Origin of the sequence: Kribbella sp. NPDC051952, from assembly GCF_040680855.1 — a bacterium.
Lineage (GTDB): Bacteria > Actinomycetota > Actinomycetes > Propionibacteriales > Kribbellaceae > Kribbella.
Genome location: NZ_JBFAXQ010000001.1, coordinates 654,031 through 675,609 on the forward strand (window position 1 = coordinate 654,031; position 21,579 = coordinate 675,609).

A 21,579-nucleotide genomic window follows, 5' to 3' on the forward strand; every position below is an offset into this window, starting at 1 on the left:
TGTGCCCAAAGAATTCAGTACGGCCAAGCGTCTCTTAGCCGCAGCTCTTGCTGTCATTGTGGTGGTCGCCGGTACGTCGGCCGCCACCGCAGCGCCCGCGCCCGTGGTCACCACGACGAACGCAATCTCTTCCGGCTTCGCCGACACCTTCGCCGATCCGTCGATCATCCAGGGCCGCGACGGCTACTGGTACGCGTACGCCACCTCCGACCCGCTGGTCGCGAACGGCCCGTTCGGGCTGATGCACATGGCCCGGACCAAGGACTTCAGCTCCTGGGAGTACCTCGGGACGGTCTTCAGCGACCAGACCAAGCCGGCCTGGGCCGCACCCGGCTCCTTCTTCTGGGCGCCGGACATCCGGTACTTCGGCGGCCGCTACGTCATGTACTTCACCGTCACCGACACCGCGGCCAACCCCGGTGGCGATCCCGCCATCGGTGTGGCCACCGCCCCGACCCCGGCGGGACCATGGACCGCGTCCGACGGTCCGGTCGTCGCTCCGCGGCCGGACGGCGCCGGCGGGTACTTAGGCACCATCGACCCGGCACTCCTCACGGCCGCCGACGGCAAGCGGTACCTCTACTACGGCGGCTTCTACGGCGGCCTCTCCGTCACGGAACTCTCGCCCGACGGCATGCACGCGGTCGGTACGCCGACCCAGGTGACGATCGGCGACCGCTACGAGGGTTCGTACGTCGTCTACCGCGACGGCTGGTACTACCTGATGGGCTCGTCGATGAATTGCTGCGCCGGTCCCACCACCGGCTACTCCGTCTTCGCGGGGCGATCGAAGTCTCCCCGCGGACCCTTCGTCGACGCCGACGGCGCTGCCATGACCGACTCCCGCGTCGGCGGTACGACGGTCATCACGCAGAACGGCAACAAGTGGATCGGACCGGGCCACCACGCGTTCATCACCGACGCGGCCGGCCAGGACCACATCGTCTACCACGCGATCGACCGCGGTACGCCGTGGCTGACCGACCCGTTCGGGATCAACCGGCGGCCGATGCTGATCGACAAGATCGACTGGATCGACGGCTGGCCACGGACGCGGGCCGGACTCGGCCCGTCGGAGGGACCGGTACCGGCGCCGACTACTGGGTCAGGCCTCGGCATCGACTCCACCGACCCAGCTGGTGGTCTCGTCGGCGCTCGTCGGCAGCCGGGTGACACGCTCGGCGGTCCGACCGCGGCGATCGCGGGTGTGGCTCAGACCCGGCAGGCGGCTCCTGGCGGCTCGCTGCGGGTGGAGGCTGACGTCCGGCTCGGCTCGTCCTTCACGACTGTGGTGGGCAACAAGGTCGTCGCCAGTGTGACCAGCGGCCGGCTCACGCTTGTTGTCGGACGGCGGACCACCTCGGTCAAGCTGTCGGCGGACTTCGACCGGACGCAGTGGAACAAGCTGAGCGTCCAGGTGGTCGGTTCCACCGTGACCGCGCGAGTGAACGACGCCGGCCTGGGTGACGTGTACGCCGAGGCCCAACTCGCCGTACCGGGTCTGAAGCTCGGCTCCGCGCCGGTGCGATGGCTCGGGTCGGCCGAGGTCGACAACCTGACCGTGCGGCCGGTGGCGAAGCCGGTGACGCGGATGGCCGACGTACCGAGGGCCGGGAAGTTGCTGGCCGGGGACGAGTTCAACGGCGGGCTCGGTGCGGATTGGTCGTGGGTGCGGCCGGACGCCAACGCGGTTGTCGCCAGCGGCAAGCTGTCGTGGCCGTTGGAGAACGCTGACCTGTCCGGTCCGGCGAACAATGCCGGCTTGCTGTTCCACACCACGCCGAACCGGGACAGCTGGATCGCGGAGACCAAGCTGCACCTCGACACAGGTGTGGACGACGTCCGCAACTACCAGCAGGCCGGGATGGTCGCGTACCTGAACGACAGCGACTTCGCGCGGCTGGGGAACGTGGCGATCTGGAAGACCCGCCAGACCGAGTACGGGCGCGAGTTGGTCGCGCGACCGTCGGACGGTGCGACTTCGTACGGCGCTGCGGCGATCGGACGGTCGGCGCCGACGTTGTGGATGCGGTTGGCCTACCACGTGAACTCTGCCGGTGAGCATGTCTACCGCGCCGGCACCTCGGTCGACGGCAAGAACTGGACGTGGGGCGCCTCGTGGGTGCTCCCGGCCAAGGCCCGCATCGGCCTGTACGCGCATGGTGAGTTCACCGGCGCCAACCCGCCCCCGGTAGCGACGTTCGACTACCTCCGCTTCTACGAGAGCAAGTGATGGGTTTCACCAATCCGGTCTACGGCAACAACTTCGCGGATCCGCAAGTTGTTGCCGTAGACAACGTGTACTACGCGTTCGCGACGAACGGTGCGCTGGGCAACATCCAGACGCTGCGGTCGACCGACCTGGTCTCGTGGGCAGAGGTCGGAGACGCGTTGCCGGCGTTGCCCGGCTGGACGTCCCCGGGGCGCGTGTGGGCGCCGGAGGTCGCCGTACATGCTCCTGATCGGTACGTCATGTACTACACGAGCCGTGACGATGCCTCCGGCATGCAATGCATCGGGGTTGCGGTCGCGTCGACGCCGACAGGTCCATATGTCGACAAATCTCCTTTGCCGCTGATCGCACAGCTCGACGAGGGCGGGTCGATCGACGCGTCACCGTTCCTCGACTCGAGCGGAAATCGCTGGCTGTACTGGAAGAACGACGGCAACGCGATCGGCGTCGACACCTGGATCTACGTCTCCGCGTTGTCCCCCGACGGCCTCACTCTGGTCGGCCCGACGCATCGCCTGATCAAGCAGACCCTGCCGTGGGAGGGCAACCTGGTCGAAGCGCCGTACATGGTCGAACGCGACGGCAAGTTCCACCTCTTCTACTCCGGGAACGCCTTCGACCAGCCGGCGTACGCCGTCGGTCATGCGCTCTGCGACAGTCCGACCGGGCCGTGCGTGAAGTCAGGCGACCCGATCCTGACCAGCTCCACCGACGCTTCGGGTCCCGGCCACAACATGGTGCTCAGGGCAAACAATCGTGACTGGTTCGTGTACCACGCCTGGAGTCCGGGTCATCCCGGCCGCAGCATGTGGCTCTCGGAACTCACCTGGGTGGACGACTCCCCCGTCGTACAACCGCCGCTTCGCCTCAACCCCGGCCAACCTGAACCACACTAGACCGTAACCTTTGTCGCAGTTCGCGCATCAGGTTGGTTGATCGACTACGAACTGAGACTGGGGAGAGAGTGTGAAGCGACGCAAGATGGTCGGGCTGGTAGCTGGAGTCGTGGCGTTGGCCGGAGCCGCGTTGGCGCCGGCCGCGCAGGCTACCGGGACGACGACAGCCGGGGCGACTGCTGCTTGTACGACCCGGGTGGGTTCGGTGACCGCGGCCGGTGGGCATTCGGCCGCGGACGTGATCGCGGGGACCCCGCCGACGATGACCAAGCCGGGTGTCGAGCCGGGTGTCTATCCCCCGGGGAAGGTGCGGGTCAGCACCCAGTTCATCGCCGAGCCGAACGTGGCCGGGGTGGACCGGTACGGCTACGTGATCGAGGGCGACAGCCTCTACTACCACTTCTACAACCCGAGCGTGACCGATCCCGTCCTGAAGCGGGTCGGCGGTGGCTGGACGAACTTCACCGCGCTGGAGATCTCGAGTTACACCCAGGCGAAGCCGTACCACACCTTCGCGTACGGGCTGCGCAGCGACGGCACGCTGTTCCGCTGGAGCCTCGGCAGCGGCTGGAAGGCGGCCGGCTCGGCCACCGGGTTCGCGTCGGTCAAGTCGATCGCGCTGATCAGCAAGACCGGGACGTACGACACCTTCCTCGCGAACACCCGCGGCGGTGCGCTGTACACGATCCGGATCCCGGTCTCCGCGCCGATGAAGCCGATCGTGAAGCAGGTGCGCGCGAAGACCTGGCAGGGCTTCGAGAAGCTGATCGTGGAGAAGTGCGGTAAGTCCGGCGGCACCATGGTGGTCGGCATCGACGAGGACACCAACAGCGGCTACGCGTACGCCTTCGGTCACGCGAACGGCACCGCCACCGTGATCAACGGGCTCGGCAAGGTGAACGGCACCTTCGCGGACGACGTCTACTTCCGCTGGGGTGTGGTTTCCGACCTCGACCCGATCAACGGCGAGTGACGTAACTTTTCTGGCCGGTCGCGCATCTAGGTCTGTGAACCATCTGCAGACCTGGGAGCGCGACCGTGATTCGAAGGATGCTGCCGGCGCTTGCCGGCGCGGCTCTGGCCGCGGCGGTTGTCACACCCGCGCACGCCACCGACGCGGCCGTGGAGGGATCGGCCGCCGTCTGTGGCATGTACCCGGGCTCGGTATTGGCCAACGGTGCCCACTCCAGTAGTGGGATCACCGTTGGCTATCCACCGGTCTCGATCGGGTTCCCGGGCGTCACGCCGAACGTCTTCTCACCCGGAGCGGTGCGACTCAGTACGACGTTCACCAGCGACCCGCACAGCGCGGGCGCCGGCAACGAGGGCTGGGTGGTTCAGGGGGACTCGCTGTACTACCGCTCGTACTGGATCGACTCGATGAGTCAGATCGACTCCGGCCAGCCGAACGACACCCAACGGGTCGGCGGTGGCTGGGCGAACTTCACCGCGCTCGAGACGTCCCAGTACTACGCGAGTGGGGCGGCCCGGAACACGGCGTACGGGCTGCGTAGTGACGGGACGCTGTTCCGGTGGAGCGTCGACAAGTGGTTCTGGAAGGCGACCGGGTCCGCGCCGGGGTTCGCCTCGGTCAAGTCGATGGCGTTGATCAGCAAGACCGCGACGTACGACACCTTCCTCGCGAACACCCGCGGGGGCGCGCTGTACACGATCCAGCTCCCGGTGAAGGCGCCGATGAAGCCGATCGTGAAGCCGGTGCGCACCAAGACCTGGCAGGGCTTCGAGAAGCTGATCGCGAACAAGTGCGGCCAGTACGGCACGATCCTGCTTGCCATCGACAAGGAATCCAAGGCCGGCTACCTGTACGCCGTCGGTCACGCGAACGGCGCCGCCACCGTCATCAACGGCCTCGGCAAGGTCCAGACCAGCTTCAACGACCCGGTCTACTTCCGCTGGGGCGCGCTCCCCTACCTGGATCCCCTCAACGGCGGCTGACGTCGAGCACCTGGGTCAGGATGTTGAGGGCCTTGTGCAGATCCTTGGTGCTTGGCGTTGCGTAGCCGATCACCAGGCCTGGTGGGCCTGAGGTCGAGCGGCGGTATTCGGAGAGTGGCGCAATGACGACGCCGGCGGCGCGGGCGGCCGCGGCGACCTTCACGTCGTCGACGGTGTCCGGAAGCAGCAGGGTGATGTGCAGGCCTGCGTCCTGGCCGATGATCTGGCCGTACGGCGACAGCACCGTGCAGGTGTGGACCCGGCGGTCGGCGTACAGGCGGCGGCTGCGGCGGATCGACTGGTCGAGGTAGCCGTCGCGGAGCATGGCGAGCAGGGCGGCCTGCATCGGCCAGCCCGGCCAGTCGCCGGACTCGGCGCGGAAGGTGGCGAGGCGGTCGATCATCTGCTCGGAGGCGACCAGCCAGCCCAGCCGCAGGGCCGGGCTGATCGTCTTCGACAGTGTGCCGAGGTGGACCACCCGGTCCAGGTCCAGCTGGGCGAGCGCTGGCAGCGGCGCGACGTCGTACCGGAACTCGCTGTCGTAGTCGTCCTCGATCAGGAGCGCCCCGGTCCGGCGGGCCCACCGGATCAGTTCGTTGCGGCGGGCAACGGGTAGCCGGCCGCCGAGCGGATACTGATGCGAGGGCGTGACGTAGACGGCCGGTACGTCGGTCAGCGCGGAGACCCGGAGTCCGTCCTCGTCCACCGGTACGTCGACGATCTCGAGCCCGTAGTGGCGAGCGGCGACGACCGCGTTCAGGTAACCGGGATCCTCGATCGCGATCCGGTCCCCCGGCTTCCGGGTGACCGCGAGAAGCAGTCGCAGGCCGTGCACGGTGCCATTGGTGATGAGGACGTTCTCCGGTCCGCAGGCGATCCCACGGACCCGGCCGACGTGATCGGCCAGCGCCGCGCGGAGTGCCGGGAGTCCGGCGGCATCGTCGTACCCAGGGGCCGGTGACTGCGTCGAGACCTCCCGCCACGCCCGCCGCCAACCGGGGTCGGGGGTCGGTGCGATGTACGGGATGCCCGGTCGCAGCGTGAGCAGCTGAGGCTCCGTGGCCGGCTTGGTCGGGGCATGACGTCGTACGGCGGGTTGCAGCGGCACCACGTCCGTGACGAAGGTCCCGGCGCCGGTGCGGCCCTCGATCCACCCCTCCGCGTGCAGTTGGTCGTACGCCGCCTGCGTCACGGACCGGGACACGGACAGTTCCCGGGCGAGGTCACGGGTCGACGCGAGCCGGTGGCCGGCCTGGAGCCGTCCGTCCAGGATCGCGGCGCGGAACTGTTCGGCCAGTTGCAGGTGCAACGGCAGGTCGGCGCTGCGGTCGATCGTCAGCGGTAGCGAGCTCTCCACGAAATGGACTACCTGATTCGTACGGGAATGGACCGTGCCAGCATGCCACTCCCACCCGGAACCTGATTACATGACCACCACACCGCTCCAGCCGACTGACCGGACCGCGCTGCGCCGTTCGAAGGAACGGGCCGGGATCGACCGCCAGGAACTGTACGACGTGCTGTTCGACGGCATGTTCTGCCATCTGGGTGTCGTGGTCGACGGGGCTCCGCTCGTACTGCCGACGGCGTACGGCGTGGATCCGGACCGCGGGCTCGACGGGACGCTCTACCTGCACGGCTCGGTCGCGGCCCGCAGTGTGGTCGCGGCGCCGCAGCAGACGATCTGCGTCACCGTCACCCACGCCGACGGTCTCGTCCTCGCCCGCTCCGCCTTCCACCACTCGGTGAACTACCGGTCCGCCGTCATCTTCGGCGTACCCGAGCTCGTGACCGACCCGGACGAGAAGCTGCACGCTCTCAACTGCATCGTCGACCACCTCGTCCCCGGCCGCTCCAACGCCACCCGGCCGCCGAACCGCAAGGAGCTCGCGAAGACGTCCGTACTGGCGTTGTCCCTCACCGAAGCGTCCGTGAAGACGCGGTCTGGGCCCGCCAACGACGAGGAGCAGGACCTCGACCTGCCCTACTGGACAGGCGTGATCCCGCTCCACGTCGTGGCCGCCGAACCGGAGAACAACCCCGACTGCGACCTGCTCGTGCCCGCACACATCCGCGCCCGGGCGAACCGGTTGGGGGCACCGAGCTAGGCGACCGTGCCCTTGTTGTAGCTCTTCTGGGCCCAGAGGTAGCCGACCAGCCCGATGGCGACACACCAGGCGACGGCGAGCCAGCCGTTGCCGTTGTCCATCGGCGCACCCAGCAACAGGTGCCGCAGGGTGTCGATGATCGCGGTGAATGGCTGGTACTCGGCGAACCACCGGATGCCGCTCGGCATCGACTCCAGCGGGATGAACGTGTTGCTCAGGAAGGGCAGCAGCAGGCTGATCGGCAGGACGATGTTGCTCGCCCCCTCCGCGGTCTTGCTGGTCAGGCCCAGCGCGATCGCGAACCAGGTCAGGGCGACGGTCAGCGCGATCAGCAATCCGGCGGCCAGCACCCACTCGCCGAACGACGCGTTCGGGCGGAACCCGATCAGGATCGCGAAGCCGACCACGAGGGCCAGGCTGACGATCGTCACGAGCACGTTGCCCAGTACGTGCCCGGTGAGCACGGCCGGCCGGAAGATCGCCATCGTCCGGAACCGGGTCACGATGCCCTCGGTCATGTCCATCGCGGCACCGACCGCGGGCGACATCGTCCCGGACGCGATCGACATCAGCAGGATGCCGGGGGTGAGGAAGTCGATGTAGTCGAAGCCCTTGCCGCCGCCGAGCCCGGCCGAGAACGTGTCACCGAAGACGAGGCCGAACAGCAGCATCATGATGACCGGCATCCCGACGGCGCCGAGCGACAGGCCGGGGTAACGCTGGGCGTGCCGCAGGTTGCGGCGAAGCAGTGTGCCGGTGTCCTGGAGTGCGTAGCTCATTTCGTCGTCACCTTCTCGTTCTCGTTCGAAGTCTCGTGGGTGGGCTGACCGGTGACGGCGAAGAACACGTCGTCCAGGTCGGGGGTGTGGACAGTCAGTTCGTCGACCTCGAGGGACGCCTCTTCGATCCGGGCCAGCAGGGCCCGCAGCGAGTGCACACTGCCGTCGTTCGGCACCTGGAGCACCAGGGCCTCGGCGTCCTGCGCCGCGGTCGGCAGCACGCGACCGGCCAGGGCGAAGTCGTCCGGCGACGTGAACCGCAGCCGGATGTGCCCGCCGGGTGCGAGTCGCTTCAGCTCCTCCGGGGTGCCTTGGGCAACGATCCGGCCGTGGTCCAGTACGGCGATCCGGTCGGCGAGCTGGTCCGCCTCCTCCAGGTACTGCGTGGTGAGGAAGACCGTGACGCCGGTGGCGACCTGTTCCCGGATCAGCTGCCACATGCTGTGCCGGCTGCGCGGATCGAGACCGGTGGAAGGCTCGTCCAGGAAGATGATCCGCGGGCTGCCGACCAGCGTCATCGCCAGGTCGAGGCGCCGCTTCATGCCGCCGGAGTACGTCATGGCCAGCTTGGAACCGGCCTCGACCAGGTCGAACCGCTCGAGCAGTTCGTCGGCCCGGCGGCGTCCCTCCTGACGGCCGAGGTGGTGCAGGTCGGCCATCATGATCAGGTTCTCGCGGCCGGTGAGCAGACCGTCGACCGCGGAGAACTGACCGGTGACGCCGATCGCGGACCGGACCGCCTCCGGGTCCTGGTGCAGGTCGACCCCGGCTACCCGGAGCTCACCGGCGTCGGCGGTGATCAGGGTGGCCAGGATCTGCACCACGGTGGTCTTGCCGGCGCCGTTCGGGCCGAGCAGGGAAAAGATGGTGCCTTCGGCAACGTTCAGGTCGATGCCGTCGAGCACGAGTTTCTCGCCGTACGACTTCTGCAGTCCACGGACGTCGATCGCTGCTGACATGGTGGAGTCCTTGGGGTGAGTGATTTTGGGCAGGGTGAACCTGACCCAGGTGGCTAAGGGGGTCTGTAGGAGGAGGTTCAGGGCGTGCTGATCCAGCCGACCGGCCTACGGGTCGGGCCGCCGGATCGTTGGGATGGGACTAGATGTCGAGGTCCTCCACCGCGGGGTGGTTCGAGGCTTCCTCGACCAGTTCGTAGAGGTCCTCGGGGATCAGCTCGCGGAGCTCCTCGACGGTGTCGACCACGTCGAGGCTGGCCTCGCCCTGGGCCATGCTCCAGGACTGGTCGCTGCTCCAGTTGCCGATCCAGGAGCGCCAGCCGCTCAGGTACTGCTCGTCGTCGGCGCCGACGCTGAACATGTTGCTGCGGTCGGCGTGCAGGACGTACTTACCGGTCCGGCTCCGGTAGACCTTGAAGGCCTCGTAACCCTGCTTGCTGGACCGGCCGCCCTCGGCGAGCAGTACGCCGGAGAACCGCTGCTTGCGGCCGGCTCCCCGGCCCACCCGCACGGTGATCTCCTCGTACCCCTCGAGCCGCCCTTCCTCCAGCTCGACATACTTGCGCAGCGCCGTCGAGATCGCCGAGGACAGATTCCCGGCAAGCTCCTGCGCCTTCTTGTACAGCGGCAGGTCGTCGTCGGACACGTAGATCGTCTTGTTCGGCATGGTGTCTCCTCCTACGTAGAACTATACGCAGACGACTACGCACATGTCTACATACATCTCTACGTAGACGCAGAGACGAGGCCGGCCTGCCGCACCCGGGCGAGCATCAGCAGGCTCGCGATGACTCCGGTCGTGCCTAGGGTGATCAGCCGGCCGTCGCTTTTCCACAGGCCGAAGACGAACCAGCAGGACAGTTCACCGAACACGAGCACCCAGGTCCCCGGCGAGATCCCGGACGGGCGCACAGTCCGGTACGCCGTCCACAACGACGGCGTGACCTGGACGATGCTCGCCGCGGCGAGGAGTGTGCCGAGCCCGATCCGCCCACCGAGCACAGCGGCGGTCCCGAGCAGGCCGACCCACCCGCCGATCCAGCCGATCGCACGCCGGTTCACCGCGCCACGTCGTACCAGCAGCACCGAGAGCGAGCCGGCCAGCAAGGCCGCGGCGGTCGAGGGCAGGCTCGCGGTCCAGTAGCCGGAGGCCATGAAATAGCAGAACCAGGCGGCGTTGTTGATGCTCGTCAGCGTCGCCCACGACCACGAAACACCGGCCGTGTCACCGGTCCGGCGAAGCTTCAGAATCTGCGGGAGGTACTGCGGAATGCCGAACGCGGCCGCCGCGACGGGCAGGAAGTCGAGCATGACGCAAGATTACGGCTGAATCCGGGACGATATCTTGCTAATTCATGCTCATCCGACGAGATTCAGCATAGTATCTTCGCCATGGATGCGATCGATCGCAAGATCCTTGCCGTGCTTCAGGCGGAGGGTCGGCTGACGGTGACGGAGTTGGCCCAACGGATCGGGTTGAGTGCGGCGCCTTGTCACCGGCGGCTCCGGGAGTTGGAGCGGTCCGGGGTGATTGGCGGGTATCGGGCCGTCGTCGATCCGGCCGCGGTAGGGCACGGGTTCGAGGTGCTGCTCGCGGTGACGATGGACCGGGAGGAGTCGGTGGCCGGGTTCGAGGCCGGGCTCGCGGAGATCCCCGAGGTGGTGCACGCGGAGCGGCTGTTCGGGGAGCCCGACTACTTCGTTCGGGTGGCGACCGCGGACATCGCCGCGTTCCAGCGGCTCCGCGACGAACGACTTGCCCGGCTGCCCGGCGTCCAGCGACTCACGTCGACGATCGTGATGAAGAAGGTCGTGGACAACCGGCCGCTGCCGGCGTGAACGGTGTGGAAACTAGCTGGCTCAAACCCGACTTATCCACAGATTTGAACGACTTTTGGCCGGATTCGGTGGAGAAGTCGGGGATCAGCTGGGGATAAGTTCGCGAAAACGGTGTGCACAGCTGGGGAAACAGATGTGGATAACTCCGCCGCTGGGCCGGGTCAGACCCACTGGGTGGAGACGACGAAGCCGACCGCGATCAGGCCCATGCCGATCAGCAGGTTCCAGTTGCCCAGGTCGTCCATCACCGGGATGTTCTGACCGGCCACGTAGAAGACGACCAGCCAGGCGAGTCCGAGCAGCCAGCAGGCCAGCATCAGCGGCGCCACCCAGGCGCGGCTGGAGGTACGCGGCTTCTTCGGCGTCTTCTCCGCCTTGACCTTCTCGGTCTTCTTCTTGTTGCGACTGCTCGACTCGGGCACGACTGAACTCCTTGTAAGGACGCATAAGCTGACCGCCGAGGACCTGTGCGGGTCCGGTCCTGCGTTAGCGTAGTGCAGAGAGCACATGGAGATCACGGGTGCGTAGGTTCAGGCGGATTTCACTGTGGCGGGCAGGAGCGCCACTGGCTCTGCTGTGCGCCGGTTTGCTGTTCGCGACCAGCGCCACCAACGCCCGCGGGACGGACCTGCGGCCCAGTCGCAACACTACGCTCGCGGGACTCGTGGAGGAACAGAGCCGGCGCAGCGCCAGCCTGGTCCGCCAGCACGCGGCCCTGACCCAGGATATCGAGAAGCTGCAGGCACAGCAGGGTTCGATCGATCCGCAACTGGCCAAGCAGCTGAAGGACCTGTCCGACGAGGTCGGCACGACAGCCGTCACCGGACCCGGCCTGACCGTGACGCTGAAGGACGCGCCGTCCGAGGTGGTCAAGGAGAACCCGGACGTCGACGCGGACTGGCTGGTGATCCACCAGCAGGACATCCAGGCCGTGGTGAACGCACTCTGGGCCGGTGGCGCCGACGCGATCTCGATCCAGAACCACCGGGTCATCTCCACCACCGGGATCAAGTGCGTCGGCAACTCCGTCGTACTGCACGGCGTTCCGTACCTGCCGCCGTACAAGATCAGCGCGATCGGGGATCGGCGGAAGTTGCAGCAGGCGCTGGACGATTCGCAGTACATCGAGAACCTGCAGGACTACGTGGTGAAGTTCCAGCTCGGCTACGAGGTCAAGAACGAGTCGTCGATGGCGATGCCGGCGTACGAAGGCACTCTGGACCTGCAGAGCGCGACCGTCCCGGGCTTCCCGCGCACCCCGTCAGCCAGCCCGACGGTCACCGGGCGTTAGCTGTCGCGGTTGCTGTCACAATGGTCCGCATGCCGCGGATCCTTGTCGTCGACAACTACGACTCCTTCGTCTACAACCTGGTGCAGTACCTGCAGCAACTGCAGGCCGACACCACCGTGCTGCGCAACGACGAGGTCACCCCTGACGACGTCACGGCGTACGACGGTGTCCTGCTCTCACCCGGCCCCGGTACGCCGGAAGAGGCCGGCGCGTGTGTGGACATCGTCAAGGAGAAGGGCGGCGAGGTCCCGATCTTCGGCGTCTGCCTCGGCCTGCAGGCGATCGGCGTCGCGTACGGCGGTGTCGTCGGGCGCGCGGACGAGCTGCTGCACGGGAAGACCAGCCAGGTGTTCCACGAGGGCGCCGGCGTACTCTCCGGACTCCCGTCGCCGTTCACCGCGACCCGGTACCACTCGCTCGCGATCGCGCAGGACACCGTGCCCGACGAACTGCAGGTGACAGCCCGGACCGAGGCCGGCGTGATCATGGCGGCCCGGCACCGCGACCTCCCGGTCGAGGGCGTGCAGTTCCACCCCGAGTCCGTGCTGACCGAGGGCGGCCACCGGATGCTCGCCAACTGGCTGACCATCTGCGGCGACCAGGACGCGGTCTCCCGCTCGGTCGGTCTGGCTCCCGTCGTCAGCTAAGTCGTCGGCAGGCAACGAAAAACCCCCGGGCAACTGCCCGGGGGTTTTCACTGTCAGCCGCCGCCGCCGATCGTGATGCCTGGCGACGTCGGTGTCGTGGACGGCGTGTCCGAGTTGGTCGGCTGGCTCGGCGGCGGCGAGGTCTCCTGCACGTTGTTGATCGTCAGCGTGATCAAGGTGCCCTTCGCCGCCTTCGTGCCGGCCTTCACGCTCTGCTGGAGCACAGTCTGGTCGGCGGCGTTCGGCTGGCTGGCGGAGGCGTAGCCGACCCGGAAACCGAGCTGCTTCAGCGTGGCGGTCGCGTCGTCCTGCGTCTGGGTGACGACATCCGGCACGTCGACCTGCTGCACGCCCGACGAAACGGTCAGGGTGAATTCTGTGCCGGGTGCGTAGGTGCCGTTCGGGTCCGGGGCGACCGCGAGTACGGTGCCCTTCTTCTCCGAGCTGTCCTGCTCGACCGCCTTGTCCTTGACCTTGAACTGGCCGGCCGCGTCCTTGAGCGTGCTGCGGGCCTTCGACTCGGTCATCCCGATCACGTTCGGCACCGGGAACGCCGTACGGCCGGCCGAGACCACCACGTTCACGGTGGAGCCCTCGTCGGCCTGGGTGTCGGCTTCCGGCGTCTGCCGGATGATCAGGCCCCGGCCGATGCTGTCGCTCTTCTCCGAGGTGGAGGCGACCTTCAGGCCCTTGTCGGTCAGCAGGGTGGTCGCCTCGGCCAGCGACTTACGAGTCACATCCGGTACGGCGACCTTGGCCGGCGGCGTGTTGGTCGCGCCGGCACCGCCCTTGTTGTCGTCGCCCATGCTGGTGAACAGCGCGTAGGCACCGACCGCGACCGCGACGATCGCCAGGCCCAGCAGGAAGTACGCGAGCCCGCGGTTGCGCCGCGACCGGGAGTCCTGATCCAGGTCGTCGTCGTCACCACCGGGAGGCAGCAGGTCGTCGGCCGCGGACTGACGGTACGCCTGCGTTGACGGCGCGACCTGCGTCGGTGCCATCGCGCGGGTCTCCGACATCGCGGCGACCGGTGCCATCGGCGCGGTCACCTGCTGGCCGGCCAGCACCCGGTGGATGTCCTGCCGCATCTCGGACGCGCTCTGGTACCGCTCCTCGCGGCTCTTCGCCAGCGCCTTCAGTACGACGGCGTCGACCTCCGGCGGGATGTCCGGGTCGAACGACGACGGCGGCAGCGGCTGCTCCCGGACGTGCTGGTAGGCGACCGATACCGGCGACTCGCCGACGAACGGCGGCCGGCCGGTGAGCAGTTCGTACAGCAGGCAGCCGGTCGAGTACAGGTCGGAGCGGGCGTCCACGGTCTCGCCGCGGGCCTGCTCCGGCGACAGGTACTGCGCCGTACCGATGACGGCTGCGGTCTGGGTCATCGTGGAGGACGTGTCGGCGACCGCGCGGGCGATGCCGAAGTCCATCACCTTGACCTGGCCCTGCGGGGTCAGCATCACGTTCCCGGGCTTGATGTCGCGGTGCACGATGCCGGCCCGGTGGCTGTAGTCGAGCGCCTCGAGTACGCCGGAGGTGATCTCCAGCGCGCGCTCCGGCATGATCTTGCGGCCTTCGCGGATCAGGTCGCGCAGCGTCTTCCCGGTCACCAGCTCCATCACGATGTACGGGATGGTGACGCCGGATCCGTTCGGGTCGGGCTCCTCGCCGGTGTCGTAGACCGACACGATGGTCGGGTGGTTCAGCGAGGCGGCCGACTGGGCCTCCCGGCGGAACCGGGCCTGGAAGGTGGCGTCGCTGGCCAGGTCGACCCGCAGCCGTTTGATCGCGACGGACCGGCCGAGCCGGTTGTCAACGCCCCTGCGGACCTCGGCCATGCCGCCGCGGCCGAGCGGTTCGCCTTCTTCGTATCGGCCGCCGACGAGACGTGCCTGCGATGTCATGACTCAGCCTTCCAACCTGTCTGGAAACACACTCAATTTGCCCACGGTAGCTTCCGCCACACGTGGATCCCCGTCGGAAAGACACGCTGTGACGGCATCATTCCGTATTGTGCTCATTGGCCCAGCACCGCCTCCATCACCTTCTTGGCGATCGGAGCCGCCAAGGTGCCACCGGCGACATCGGTGCGGGGAACGTTCGCGTCCTCGATCAGCACGGCCACCGCGACCTTGGGGTCCTCGGCCGGTGCGAAGGCGGTGAACCAGGCGAACGGCGGGCGCTCCTTCGACGTCTGCGCCGTACCGGTCTTGCCGGCCACGGTGACGCCGTCGATCTGGCCCGGGCGGCCGGTGCCGTTCTTGACGACGTCGACCATCATTCCGGTCAGCTGGGCCGCGACCTGCTCGGTGACGGCCTGGTGCAGCGTCTCCGGCTTGGTCTCCGAGACCGTCTTCAGGTCCGCGGTCTTCACGTTCTGGACCAGGTAGGGCTTCATCACCTCGCCCTTGTTCGCGATCCCGGCCGCGACCATCGCCATCTGCAGCGGGGTGGCCCGGACGTCGAACTGGCCGATCGCGGACTGCGCGGTCTGCGGCTGGTTCGGGTCGCCGGGGAACTGGCTGGTGGCGACACCGGGCAGCTCGGTCAGCGGCTTCTCGCCGAAGCCGAACTTGGCTGCCTGTTCGCGGAGCGCGTCCGGCCCGAGCTCCAGGCCGACGCTGCCGAACGCGGTGTTGCAGGAGTACCGCAGCGCGATCGTCAGGGTCGCGTTGTTGCTGCCGCCACAGTTCTTCAGGTCCTCGTTCACCAGCGGGGTGGTGGTCTGCGGCAACGGCAGCTCGGCCGGCGAGTTCACCTTGGTCTCCGGCGTGTACTTCTTGCTCGACAGCGCCGCGGCCGCGGTCACCAGCTTGAACGTCGAACCCGGCGGGTAGAGCTCCTGGACGGCCCGGTTCGACAGCGGCTTGGCCGGGGATTCCATCAGGTTCTTCCAGCTGGCGCCGACCTTGTCCAGATCGTGCGAGGCCAGCAGGTTCGGGTCGTACGACGGCCTGGTCGCCATCGCCAGGATCCGCCCGGTCTTCGGCTCGATCGCCACCACCGCGCCGGTCTTCCCGGACAGACCGGAGTACGCCGCCTGCTGGGCGGCGGCGTTCAGCGTCAGGGTCACGCTGCCACCCTGCTGCGGCCGGTTGCTGATCACGTCGATGATCCGGCGGAACGCCATCGACGGGTCCGAGCCGTTCAGCTCGGAGTTCATCGTCAGCTCGATCCCGCCCCGGCCGAACACGTACGAGTAGAACCCGGACACCGGTGCGTACGTCGGCCCGGCGGTGTACGTGCGCTGGAACTTGAACCGGTCGTTGGTCGGCTTGCTCTGCGCGATCGGCGTACTCCCGATCAGGATCGGGCCGCGGTTGATCGAGAACTGCGAGTCGCGCACCCGGTTGTTGTCGTTGCGGCCGTTGATCTCGCCGGACCGGAACGCCTGCAGGTACGTCGAGTTCGCCATCAGCGCGAGCATCAGGATGATCGCGGCCACGGCCAGTCGTCGGATCGCCGAGTTCATGCCTTCTGCACCGCCATTGCGATCGTTTCGTCGGACACGGGAGCGGCCGGCGTCTGCGGTCGGCGGGCCTGGTCACTGATCCGCAGCAGCAGCGCGATGATCGCCCAGTTCGCGACCAGCGACGTACCACCGAGAGCCATGAACGGCGTGGCCAGACCGGTCAGCGGGATCAGCCCGGTGACACCACCGACGATCACGAAGACCTGCAGTGCGAACGACATGGCCAGACCGGTCGCGATCAGCTTGCCGAAGATGTCGCGGCAGCCCAGCGCCGTACGCAGGCCGCGCTCGACGATCAGTGTGTAGATCAGGATGATCGCGATCAGCCCGGTCAGGCCGAGCTCCTCGGCGAACGACGAGATGATCATGTCGCTGTTCGCGTACAGAGTGGCCTCGGGGTGGCCCTGGCCGAGACCGCGGCCGAGGACGCCGCCCCAGGCCTGACCCATCAGGCCGAGCTTCACCTGGCCGCCGTCGATCGCCCACGGGTCGAGCCAGTCGGCGACGCGACGGTGCACGTGGCCGAACGTCATGTACGCGAAGTACGCTCCGCCGGCGAACAGCAGGCCACCGATGATCAGCCAGCCGGCCCGCTCGGTGGACACGTACAGCAGGAACAGGAACAGGCCGAAGAACAGCAGGGACGAACCGAGGTCACTCTCGAACACCAGCACACCCAGGCTGACCACCCAGGCGATGCCGATCGGGCCGAGGTCGCGGGCCCGGGGCAGATCGAGGCCGAGGAAGCGGTGCCCGGCCAGCGTCAGTACGTCGCGCTTCACCACCAGGTAGCCGGCGAAGAACACGACCAGGCAGATCTTCGCGAACTCACCGGGCTGGAACGACATCCCGGCCAGCCGGATCCAGATCCGGGCGCCGTTCAGGTTCACGCCGAGGCCCGGGATCAGCGGCAGGACCAGCAGCACCAGACCGGCCAGGCCGGCGGTGTAGGTGAGCGCCTGCAGGCGGCGGTGATCTCTGATCACAAGGATCACAACGAGGAACAAGATGATGCCGACCGCGGTCCAGGTGATCTGCTGCGGCGCGGCCGCGGCCTTCGGGGTCCGGCCGTTCGCCTCGGCGACGATGGCCAGGCCGAGGTCGATCCGATGGATCATCGCGACGCCGAGGCCGTTCAGCAGCACGGCACACGGGAGCAGAACGGGATCGGCGTACGGCGCTCGGTAGCGCAGCGCGAGGTGGGCGATCAGGGCCAGCAATGCGATGCCGGCGGCGTAGTACCCCGTGCTGGCCGGCACCTTGTCCTGGACGGTGATGCCGATGTTCACGTACGCGCCGACGGAAACGCCGACCGCGATGATGAGCAGCAGCAACTCCACGCCGCGCCTGGTGCGCGGCATGATCTGGATGACGGAGGTCGAGGCGATGCTCATCGAACCCCGTCACAGTCGTCGGGGTCGACCGGCGTACTGGGAGTCGTTGACGGCGTGGTGCTGCTGGGGGCGGTCGCCGGTGGCTTCGGCGGCGTGGAGACCGGCGGCTTCGGCGGGGTCGACACCGGCGTGGTGCTCGGCTTCGGGGTCGGCGTCGGCTTGGCCTTGGCGGCGCACTCGTCCGCGGTCCGCTTCAGCTCGCTGACGATCGTCCGCGCGCCGGCCAGGTCGTCGGCCTGGATGTTGCCCTCGACCTGCTGGCGGCTGTACGTCGGCAGCTTGTTCACCTCGAGCGGCTGCTTCTCGTACACCTTCGACAGCGACAGACCCGGCAGGTCCGCCTCCACACCCTTGAAGATCGCCACGTAATCGCCGTCGGTGCCGACGTAGTACTGCTTCTGCGTCCAGCTGTACGTGAACCAGCCACCAGCACCGATCACCCCGAGAATCACCACCAGTACGGCGATCCGCCGCAACCAGGGGAACCGCTTCGGGGGCCGCGGCGCGTACCGCAACTCCTCCGGATCGAGCGCGGCCGCAGCCCGGCCACCGCCACCACTACCGCCACCACCCGGTACGCCGACAGTGGGCTCACCGCGGCCGGTCCCGCCCTGGGCGAGCTCCGCGGCGGCGCCGACGAGCTGCGCCGAGGTCCCACTCGTGGGTGAGGTCTCGACCACGTCCGCCACCACGCAGGTGACGTTGTCGTTGGACCCGGCCTCGAGGGCGTGCGTGATCAGCTCCACCACGACGGAGTCCGGCGTACCGGATGCCATCGAGGCGGCGATCACCTCGTCGCTGACGTAGTCGGGCAGGCCGTCGCTGCACAGCATCAACCGGTCGCCGGCCTGGACGTCGAGCATCTCCAGGTCCGGATCGGAGTCCGGCCGGCCGTCCAGCACGCGCAGGATCAGGTTGCGGTGCGGGTGGGTGAAGGCCTCCTCCTGGGAGATCCGGCCCTCGTCCACGAGCGACTGCACGAAAGTGTGGTCGTGGCTCAGCTGGTAGAGCAGCCCGTCCCGCATCCGGTACGCGCGGGAGTCGCCGAGATGAGCGAGTCCGAGCCGTTGCCCGTCGAACATCAGCGCGGTGACGGTCGAGCCCATCCCCTCGCGCTCGGGGTCCTCCTCGACGAGCTCCGACAGCCGCTCGTTCGCCCGGTGTACCGCTCCGGCCAGCGCTTCGATCATGTCGTCGCCGCTGATCTCGGCCGTGTCCAGCCGACGGATCACCTGGACGGCGGCCGCGCTGGCGACCTCACCGGCCGCGGCGCCGCCCATACCGTCGGCGAGCAGCAGCAGGTGCGGACCGGCGTACGCCGAATCCTCGTTGTTGCGGCGCACCCGTCCGACATCGGACAGTGCTGCGTAGTCGAGCGACAGGGTCATCGAGGCAGGCCTACTTCGCGATGTTCAGCGTCGTCCGGCCGATCCGGATCGAGCCGCCGATCTCAGCCGGCTCCGGGCGGGTCACCCGCTGGCCGTCCAGGTACGTGCCGTTGGTCGAGCCGAGGTCCTCGACCCACCAGGAGCCCTCGGACTGGAACAACCGCGCGTGCCGGGTGGAAGAGTAGTCGTCGTCGAGGCGGATCTGACAGTCCGAGCCGCGACCGATGATCACCGGCTCGTCCACGAGCGTCGCGCCGACACCGGCCTGCGGGCCGTCCGCGATCGTCACCGACCCGGGCAGCCCCTTGCGCTTCTTCGTCGGCTTGGTCGTTTTCGGCGTCCGGGACGCCTGCGGTACGGCGGCCACCGCGGCGCGGCTGTCCACCTTCGCACCGAACAGGTCGGACCTGATCACGGACAGCACCGCGAGGACGAACATCCACAACAGGGCCAGGAACCCCAGTTTGATCAGGGTCAGGGTCAGTTCCGACATGGAAGTTCAGTCACCACCCGCTGCTGGGCGGCTGGGCCATCGGCTCGTCCGCGAGACGCAGCGTCATGGTCGTGTTCCCGATCCGCACGGTCGAGCCGTCCACCAGCTCGGCCTCGGTGGAGCGACGCCCGTTCACCAGGGTTCCGTTGGTGGAACCCAGGTCGACGAGCACCACCCGGACGCCACCCGGACCCTCCGGCATCAGCCGGATCTCCGCGTGCCGCCGGGATACGCCGGGGTCGTTGATCTGGATGTCCGCGTCGGTTCCGCGGCCGAGCACCACGCCGGGCGGGTTGACCGGGCGGCGCCGGCCGTTCACCTCGAGCATCACCTGCGGGTGACCTCGGCGCGGTGGGGCCTGCTGCGGTGGCGGCGGACTGTTGTGCATGACCGTTGGGCCGTCGTTCGGCGGCACGTAGGGCTCCTGCGGGTAGACCGGCTGCTCGTACGCCGGGGGCTGCCGCCGTTGCGGCGTCCCGACTGTGGCACTGACCACCCGGAACTTACCGGTCGGCAGGTCGTCCTGCTGGGTCAGCTCGATCTCGATCGGTCCGGAGAACGTGTACCGCTGGATATCGGCGTGGTCGCGGAGCTCGTTCGCGAGCTCGGTGTTCAGGGTGCGGCCGTAGGCGTTCAGCCGCTCGAAGTCACCGGGCCCGAGCTCGATGGTGAAGTGATTCGGCACCAGTCGCCGGTCCCGGGACAGGATCCGCGCCGTGTTGTCGATCTCACGCTTGAGCGCCGCGGCCAGTTCGATCGGCTCGACGTCACCTTTGAACGCGCGCGCGAAGACGCCGCTCACCAGTCCTTCCAGGCGTCGCTCGAAGCGCTGCAGCGGTCGCACGCCTCCTCCTCCACGGTCGGTACGTCGGACGATCGTCCACCGGGTCGGGCGGACACACCGGGTACGACGATCGATCGTATCGGGAGGTTCGACCGAACCCGCAATGTGAAGCTCCGCGACATCCCGTGCTAATGTTCCTTCTCGGTCGCAGAGACACCGGTCAACGGTGCGGAAGCGGTCAGCGCGCGGGTGGCGGAATAGGCAGACGCGCACGGTTCAGGTCCGTGTGCCCGAAAGGGCGTGGGGGTTCAACTCCCCCCTCGCGCACAGAAAGTCCCGGTCATTGACCGGGACTTCTTGCGTTTCCAGGGGTGTGGTGACTCACAGCACTGTGCGGTTCGTGGAGCGCGGGTCGGTTACGGCTCTGGTGCGGTAGATGTCGCCTTTGAGGGCGGTGGTGCGCCAGGGGCGGGCGTGGGTGAGGGGGACGGTGAGGGTGGGGTCCTCGCGGTCGATGGTGATGACGGTGAGTTCGGCCTGGCCGGTGACCTGGGCGGCGTAGGTGCCGGCGGGGGTGATCAGGCCGGACGGGGCCAGGTCGAGGGTCTGGGCCGGCAGGGACATCGCGATCCAGTAGCAGTTGATCGCGGCGTACGCGCGGGCCTTCAGCTCGAAGATCGCGTCCACCGGGTACGCCGACAACAACAGGCACTCGACGCCGAGACGCTCGTACTGGCTGAACAGGTGCGGGAAGTTGATCTCGACGCAGATCATGCAGCCGAACCGGTAGCCGTCGATGTCGAACACGACCGGCTCGAAGCCGGGCGAGTAGAAGTTGTTGACCTCGGTGTGCGAGAGGAACCGCTTGTCGTAGCGGTCGACCAGCTCGCCGTCGTCGGAGATGACGTACAGGCTGTTGTGCGGCCGGTGCGGCGGCGTGAGCGGATGCGCCGATCCGAGCACCACCCACAGCTTCAGCTCGGCCGCGAGCGCCATGATCCGCTCGAGCTCCTTGCGGACCACGCCCCAGTCGACCTGGGACCAGTCCGCGATCTGCTCCTTCGCGTATCCGGTCAGCATCCCTTCGGGGAACTGCACCAGCCGCGCCCGCTTCGCCGCCGCATCCCGCATCAACGCCCGGACCGTCTTGCCGTTCGCCCGCGCATCAGCACTGATCGTCGGCTGAGCAATGCCGACCCGAATCCCCGTCATCGCCCTACCGTCGCATCCCCCACCGACAGATCCGTGGACCGGCACGGCGCTCCGGAGACGGCTGACGGGGCAGGTAGCCGGATGGGGGATCTTTCGGGTCGGCCGTCGGGATGACGACCGGGGGCCTTCGG

Annotated in this window: 21 protein-coding genes and 1 tRNA gene; 9 read left to right on the plus strand and 13 right to left on the minus strand. The window is 68.0% G+C overall.

The window, feature by feature from the left end:
* Position 1 precedes the first annotated feature (1 nt).
* The 4 genes from AB0L70_RS03215 to AB0L70_RS03230 all read left to right on the plus strand — a co-directional run bounded on the left by AB0L70_RS03215 (position 2) and on the right by AB0L70_RS03230 (position 5,085).
* A complete protein-coding gene (locus tag AB0L70_RS03215; RefSeq protein WP_363679375.1) occupies positions 2-2,233 on the plus strand; it encodes a family 43 glycosylhydrolase in 2,232 nt (743 codons plus the stop codon).
* The gene (locus AB0L70_RS03220; protein WP_363679377.1) at positions 2,233-3,129 is read left to right on the plus strand and encodes a glycoside hydrolase family 43 protein; all 897 of its coding nucleotides are present in this window, start codon (positions 2,233-2,235) and stop codon (positions 3,127-3,129) included. Before AB0L70_RS03215 ends, AB0L70_RS03220 begins: the two co-directional genes overlap by 1 nt.
* 70 nt (positions 3,130-3,199) lie before the next feature.
* On the plus strand, positions 3,200-4,102 hold the full coding sequence (locus AB0L70_RS03225) for a hypothetical protein (protein ID WP_363679379.1): 903 nt from the start codon (positions 3,200-3,202) through the stop codon (positions 4,100-4,102).
* Positions 4,103-4,167: 65 nt separating this feature from the next.
* Positions 4,168-5,085 (plus strand): hypothetical protein, encoded by a 918-nt coding sequence (locus AB0L70_RS03230; RefSeq protein ID WP_363679381.1) that lies wholly within the window; start codon positions 4,168-4,170, stop codon positions 5,083-5,085.
* On the opposite strand, the gene AB0L70_RS03235 is transcribed toward AB0L70_RS03230, so the two are convergent.
* The gene (locus AB0L70_RS03235) at positions 5,072-6,442 is read right to left on the minus strand and encodes a PLP-dependent aminotransferase family protein (RefSeq protein WP_363679383.1); all 1,371 of its coding nucleotides are present in this window, start codon (positions 6,440-6,442) and stop codon (positions 5,072-5,074) included. The two genes, AB0L70_RS03230 and AB0L70_RS03235, sit on opposite strands and share 14 nt — an antisense overlap.
* A 70-nt stretch (positions 6,443-6,512) precedes the next feature.
* Here AB0L70_RS03235 and AB0L70_RS03240 point away from each other — a divergent pair, with 70 nt between their 5' ends.
* On the plus strand, positions 6,513-7,193 hold the full coding sequence (locus AB0L70_RS03240) for a pyridoxamine 5'-phosphate oxidase family protein (protein WP_363679385.1): 681 nt from the start codon (positions 6,513-6,515) through the stop codon (positions 7,191-7,193).
* Here AB0L70_RS03240 and AB0L70_RS03245 read toward each other — a convergent pair.
* The 4 genes from AB0L70_RS03245 to AB0L70_RS03260 all read right to left on the minus strand — a co-directional run bounded on the left by AB0L70_RS03245 (position 7,190) and on the right by AB0L70_RS03260 (position 10,239).
* Positions 7,190-7,972, minus strand: a complete 783-nt coding sequence (locus AB0L70_RS03245; RefSeq protein ID WP_363679387.1) for an ABC transporter permease — start codon at positions 7,970-7,972, stop codon at positions 7,190-7,192. The genes AB0L70_RS03240 and AB0L70_RS03245 overlap by 4 nt on opposite strands.
* Entirely contained in the window at positions 7,969-8,931 is a 963-nt protein-coding gene (locus AB0L70_RS03250; protein WP_363679389.1) for an ATP-binding cassette domain-containing protein, read from the minus strand. Before AB0L70_RS03250 ends, AB0L70_RS03245 begins: the two co-directional genes overlap by 4 nt.
* Before the next feature lie 139 nt (positions 8,932-9,070).
* Entirely contained in the window at positions 9,071-9,595 is a 525-nt protein-coding gene (locus AB0L70_RS03255) for an EXLDI protein (RefSeq protein WP_363679391.1), read from the minus strand.
* Between the two features lie 59 nt (positions 9,596-9,654).
* Positions 9,655-10,239: a PQ-loop domain-containing transporter gene (locus tag AB0L70_RS03260; RefSeq protein ID WP_363679393.1), complete on the minus strand. Its 585-nt coding sequence runs from the start codon at positions 10,237-10,239 to the stop codon at positions 9,655-9,657.
* A gap of 81 nt (positions 10,240-10,320) precedes the next feature.
* On the opposite strand from AB0L70_RS03260, the gene AB0L70_RS03265 reads away from it, so the two are divergent.
* The gene (locus AB0L70_RS03265) at positions 10,321-10,767 is read left to right on the plus strand and encodes an Lrp/AsnC family transcriptional regulator (protein ID WP_363679395.1); all 447 of its coding nucleotides are present in this window, start codon (positions 10,321-10,323) and stop codon (positions 10,765-10,767) included.
* A 161-nt stretch (positions 10,768-10,928) separates the two neighbouring features.
* Here the strand turns inward: AB0L70_RS03265 and AB0L70_RS03270 are convergent, their stop codons facing one another.
* A complete protein-coding gene (locus tag AB0L70_RS03270; protein ID WP_363679397.1) occupies positions 10,929-11,189 on the minus strand; it encodes a cell division protein CrgA in 261 nt (86 codons plus the stop codon).
* Between the two features lie 98 nt (positions 11,190-11,287).
* On the opposite strand from AB0L70_RS03270, the gene AB0L70_RS03275 reads away from it, so the two are divergent.
* Together AB0L70_RS03275 and AB0L70_RS03280 are read left to right on the plus strand one after the other, a co-directional pair.
* Entirely contained in the window at positions 11,288-12,058 is a 771-nt protein-coding gene (locus tag AB0L70_RS03275; protein ID WP_363679399.1) for a DUF881 domain-containing protein, read from the plus strand.
* Positions 12,059-12,087: 29 nt separating this feature from the next.
* Positions 12,088-12,705: an aminodeoxychorismate/anthranilate synthase component II gene (locus AB0L70_RS03280; RefSeq protein ID WP_363679401.1), complete on the plus strand. Its 618-nt coding sequence runs from the start codon at positions 12,088-12,090 to the stop codon at positions 12,703-12,705.
* Between the two features lie 53 nt (positions 12,706-12,758).
* Here the strand turns inward: AB0L70_RS03280 and pknB are convergent, their stop codons facing one another.
* From pknB to AB0L70_RS03310, 6 genes are all read right to left on the minus strand, one after another.
* On the minus strand, positions 12,759-14,609 hold the full coding sequence (gene pknB / locus AB0L70_RS03285) for a Stk1 family PASTA domain-containing Ser/Thr kinase (protein WP_363679403.1): 1,851 nt from the start codon (positions 14,607-14,609) through the stop codon (positions 12,759-12,761).
* 113 nt (positions 14,610-14,722) lie between these two features.
* On the minus strand, positions 14,723-16,177 hold the full coding sequence (locus AB0L70_RS03290; protein ID WP_363679405.1) for a penicillin-binding transpeptidase domain-containing protein: 1,455 nt from the start codon (positions 16,175-16,177) through the stop codon (positions 14,723-14,725).
* Positions 16,174-17,571 (minus strand): FtsW/RodA/SpoVE family cell cycle protein, encoded by a 1,398-nt coding sequence (locus AB0L70_RS03295; protein WP_363679407.1) that lies wholly within the window; start codon positions 17,569-17,571, stop codon positions 16,174-16,176. The genes AB0L70_RS03290 and AB0L70_RS03295 overlap by 4 nt, the downstream gene beginning before the upstream one ends.
* Positions 17,568-18,959 (minus strand): protein phosphatase 2C domain-containing protein, encoded by a 1,392-nt coding sequence (locus AB0L70_RS03300; RefSeq protein WP_363679409.1) that lies wholly within the window; start codon positions 18,957-18,959, stop codon positions 17,568-17,570. The genes AB0L70_RS03295 and AB0L70_RS03300 overlap by 4 nt, the downstream gene beginning before the upstream one ends.
* A gap of 10 nt (positions 18,960-18,969) precedes the next feature.
* Positions 18,970-19,452, minus strand: coding sequence for an FHA domain-containing protein (locus AB0L70_RS03305; RefSeq protein WP_363679411.1), 483 nt, complete (start codon positions 19,450-19,452; stop codon positions 18,970-18,972).
* Between the two features lie 10 nt (positions 19,453-19,462).
* Positions 19,463-20,296, minus strand: a complete 834-nt coding sequence (locus AB0L70_RS03310) for a DUF3662 and FHA domain-containing protein (protein WP_363679413.1) — start codon at positions 20,294-20,296, stop codon at positions 19,463-19,465.
* Positions 20,297-20,479: 183 nt separating this feature from the next.
* Between AB0L70_RS03310 and AB0L70_RS03315 the strand changes: the two genes are divergently transcribed.
* Positions 20,480-20,563: transfer RNA gene (locus tag AB0L70_RS03315), tRNA-Leu, on the plus strand.
* 54 nt (positions 20,564-20,617) lie between these two features.
* Here AB0L70_RS03315 and AB0L70_RS03320 read toward each other — a convergent pair.
* Positions 20,618-21,448 carry a carbon-nitrogen hydrolase family protein gene (locus AB0L70_RS03320; protein WP_363679415.1) on the minus strand — a complete coding sequence of 277 codons (831 nt, stop codon included), beginning with the start codon at positions 21,446-21,448 and terminating at the stop codon, positions 20,618-20,620.
* Positions 21,449-21,579 lie beyond the last annotated feature (131 nt).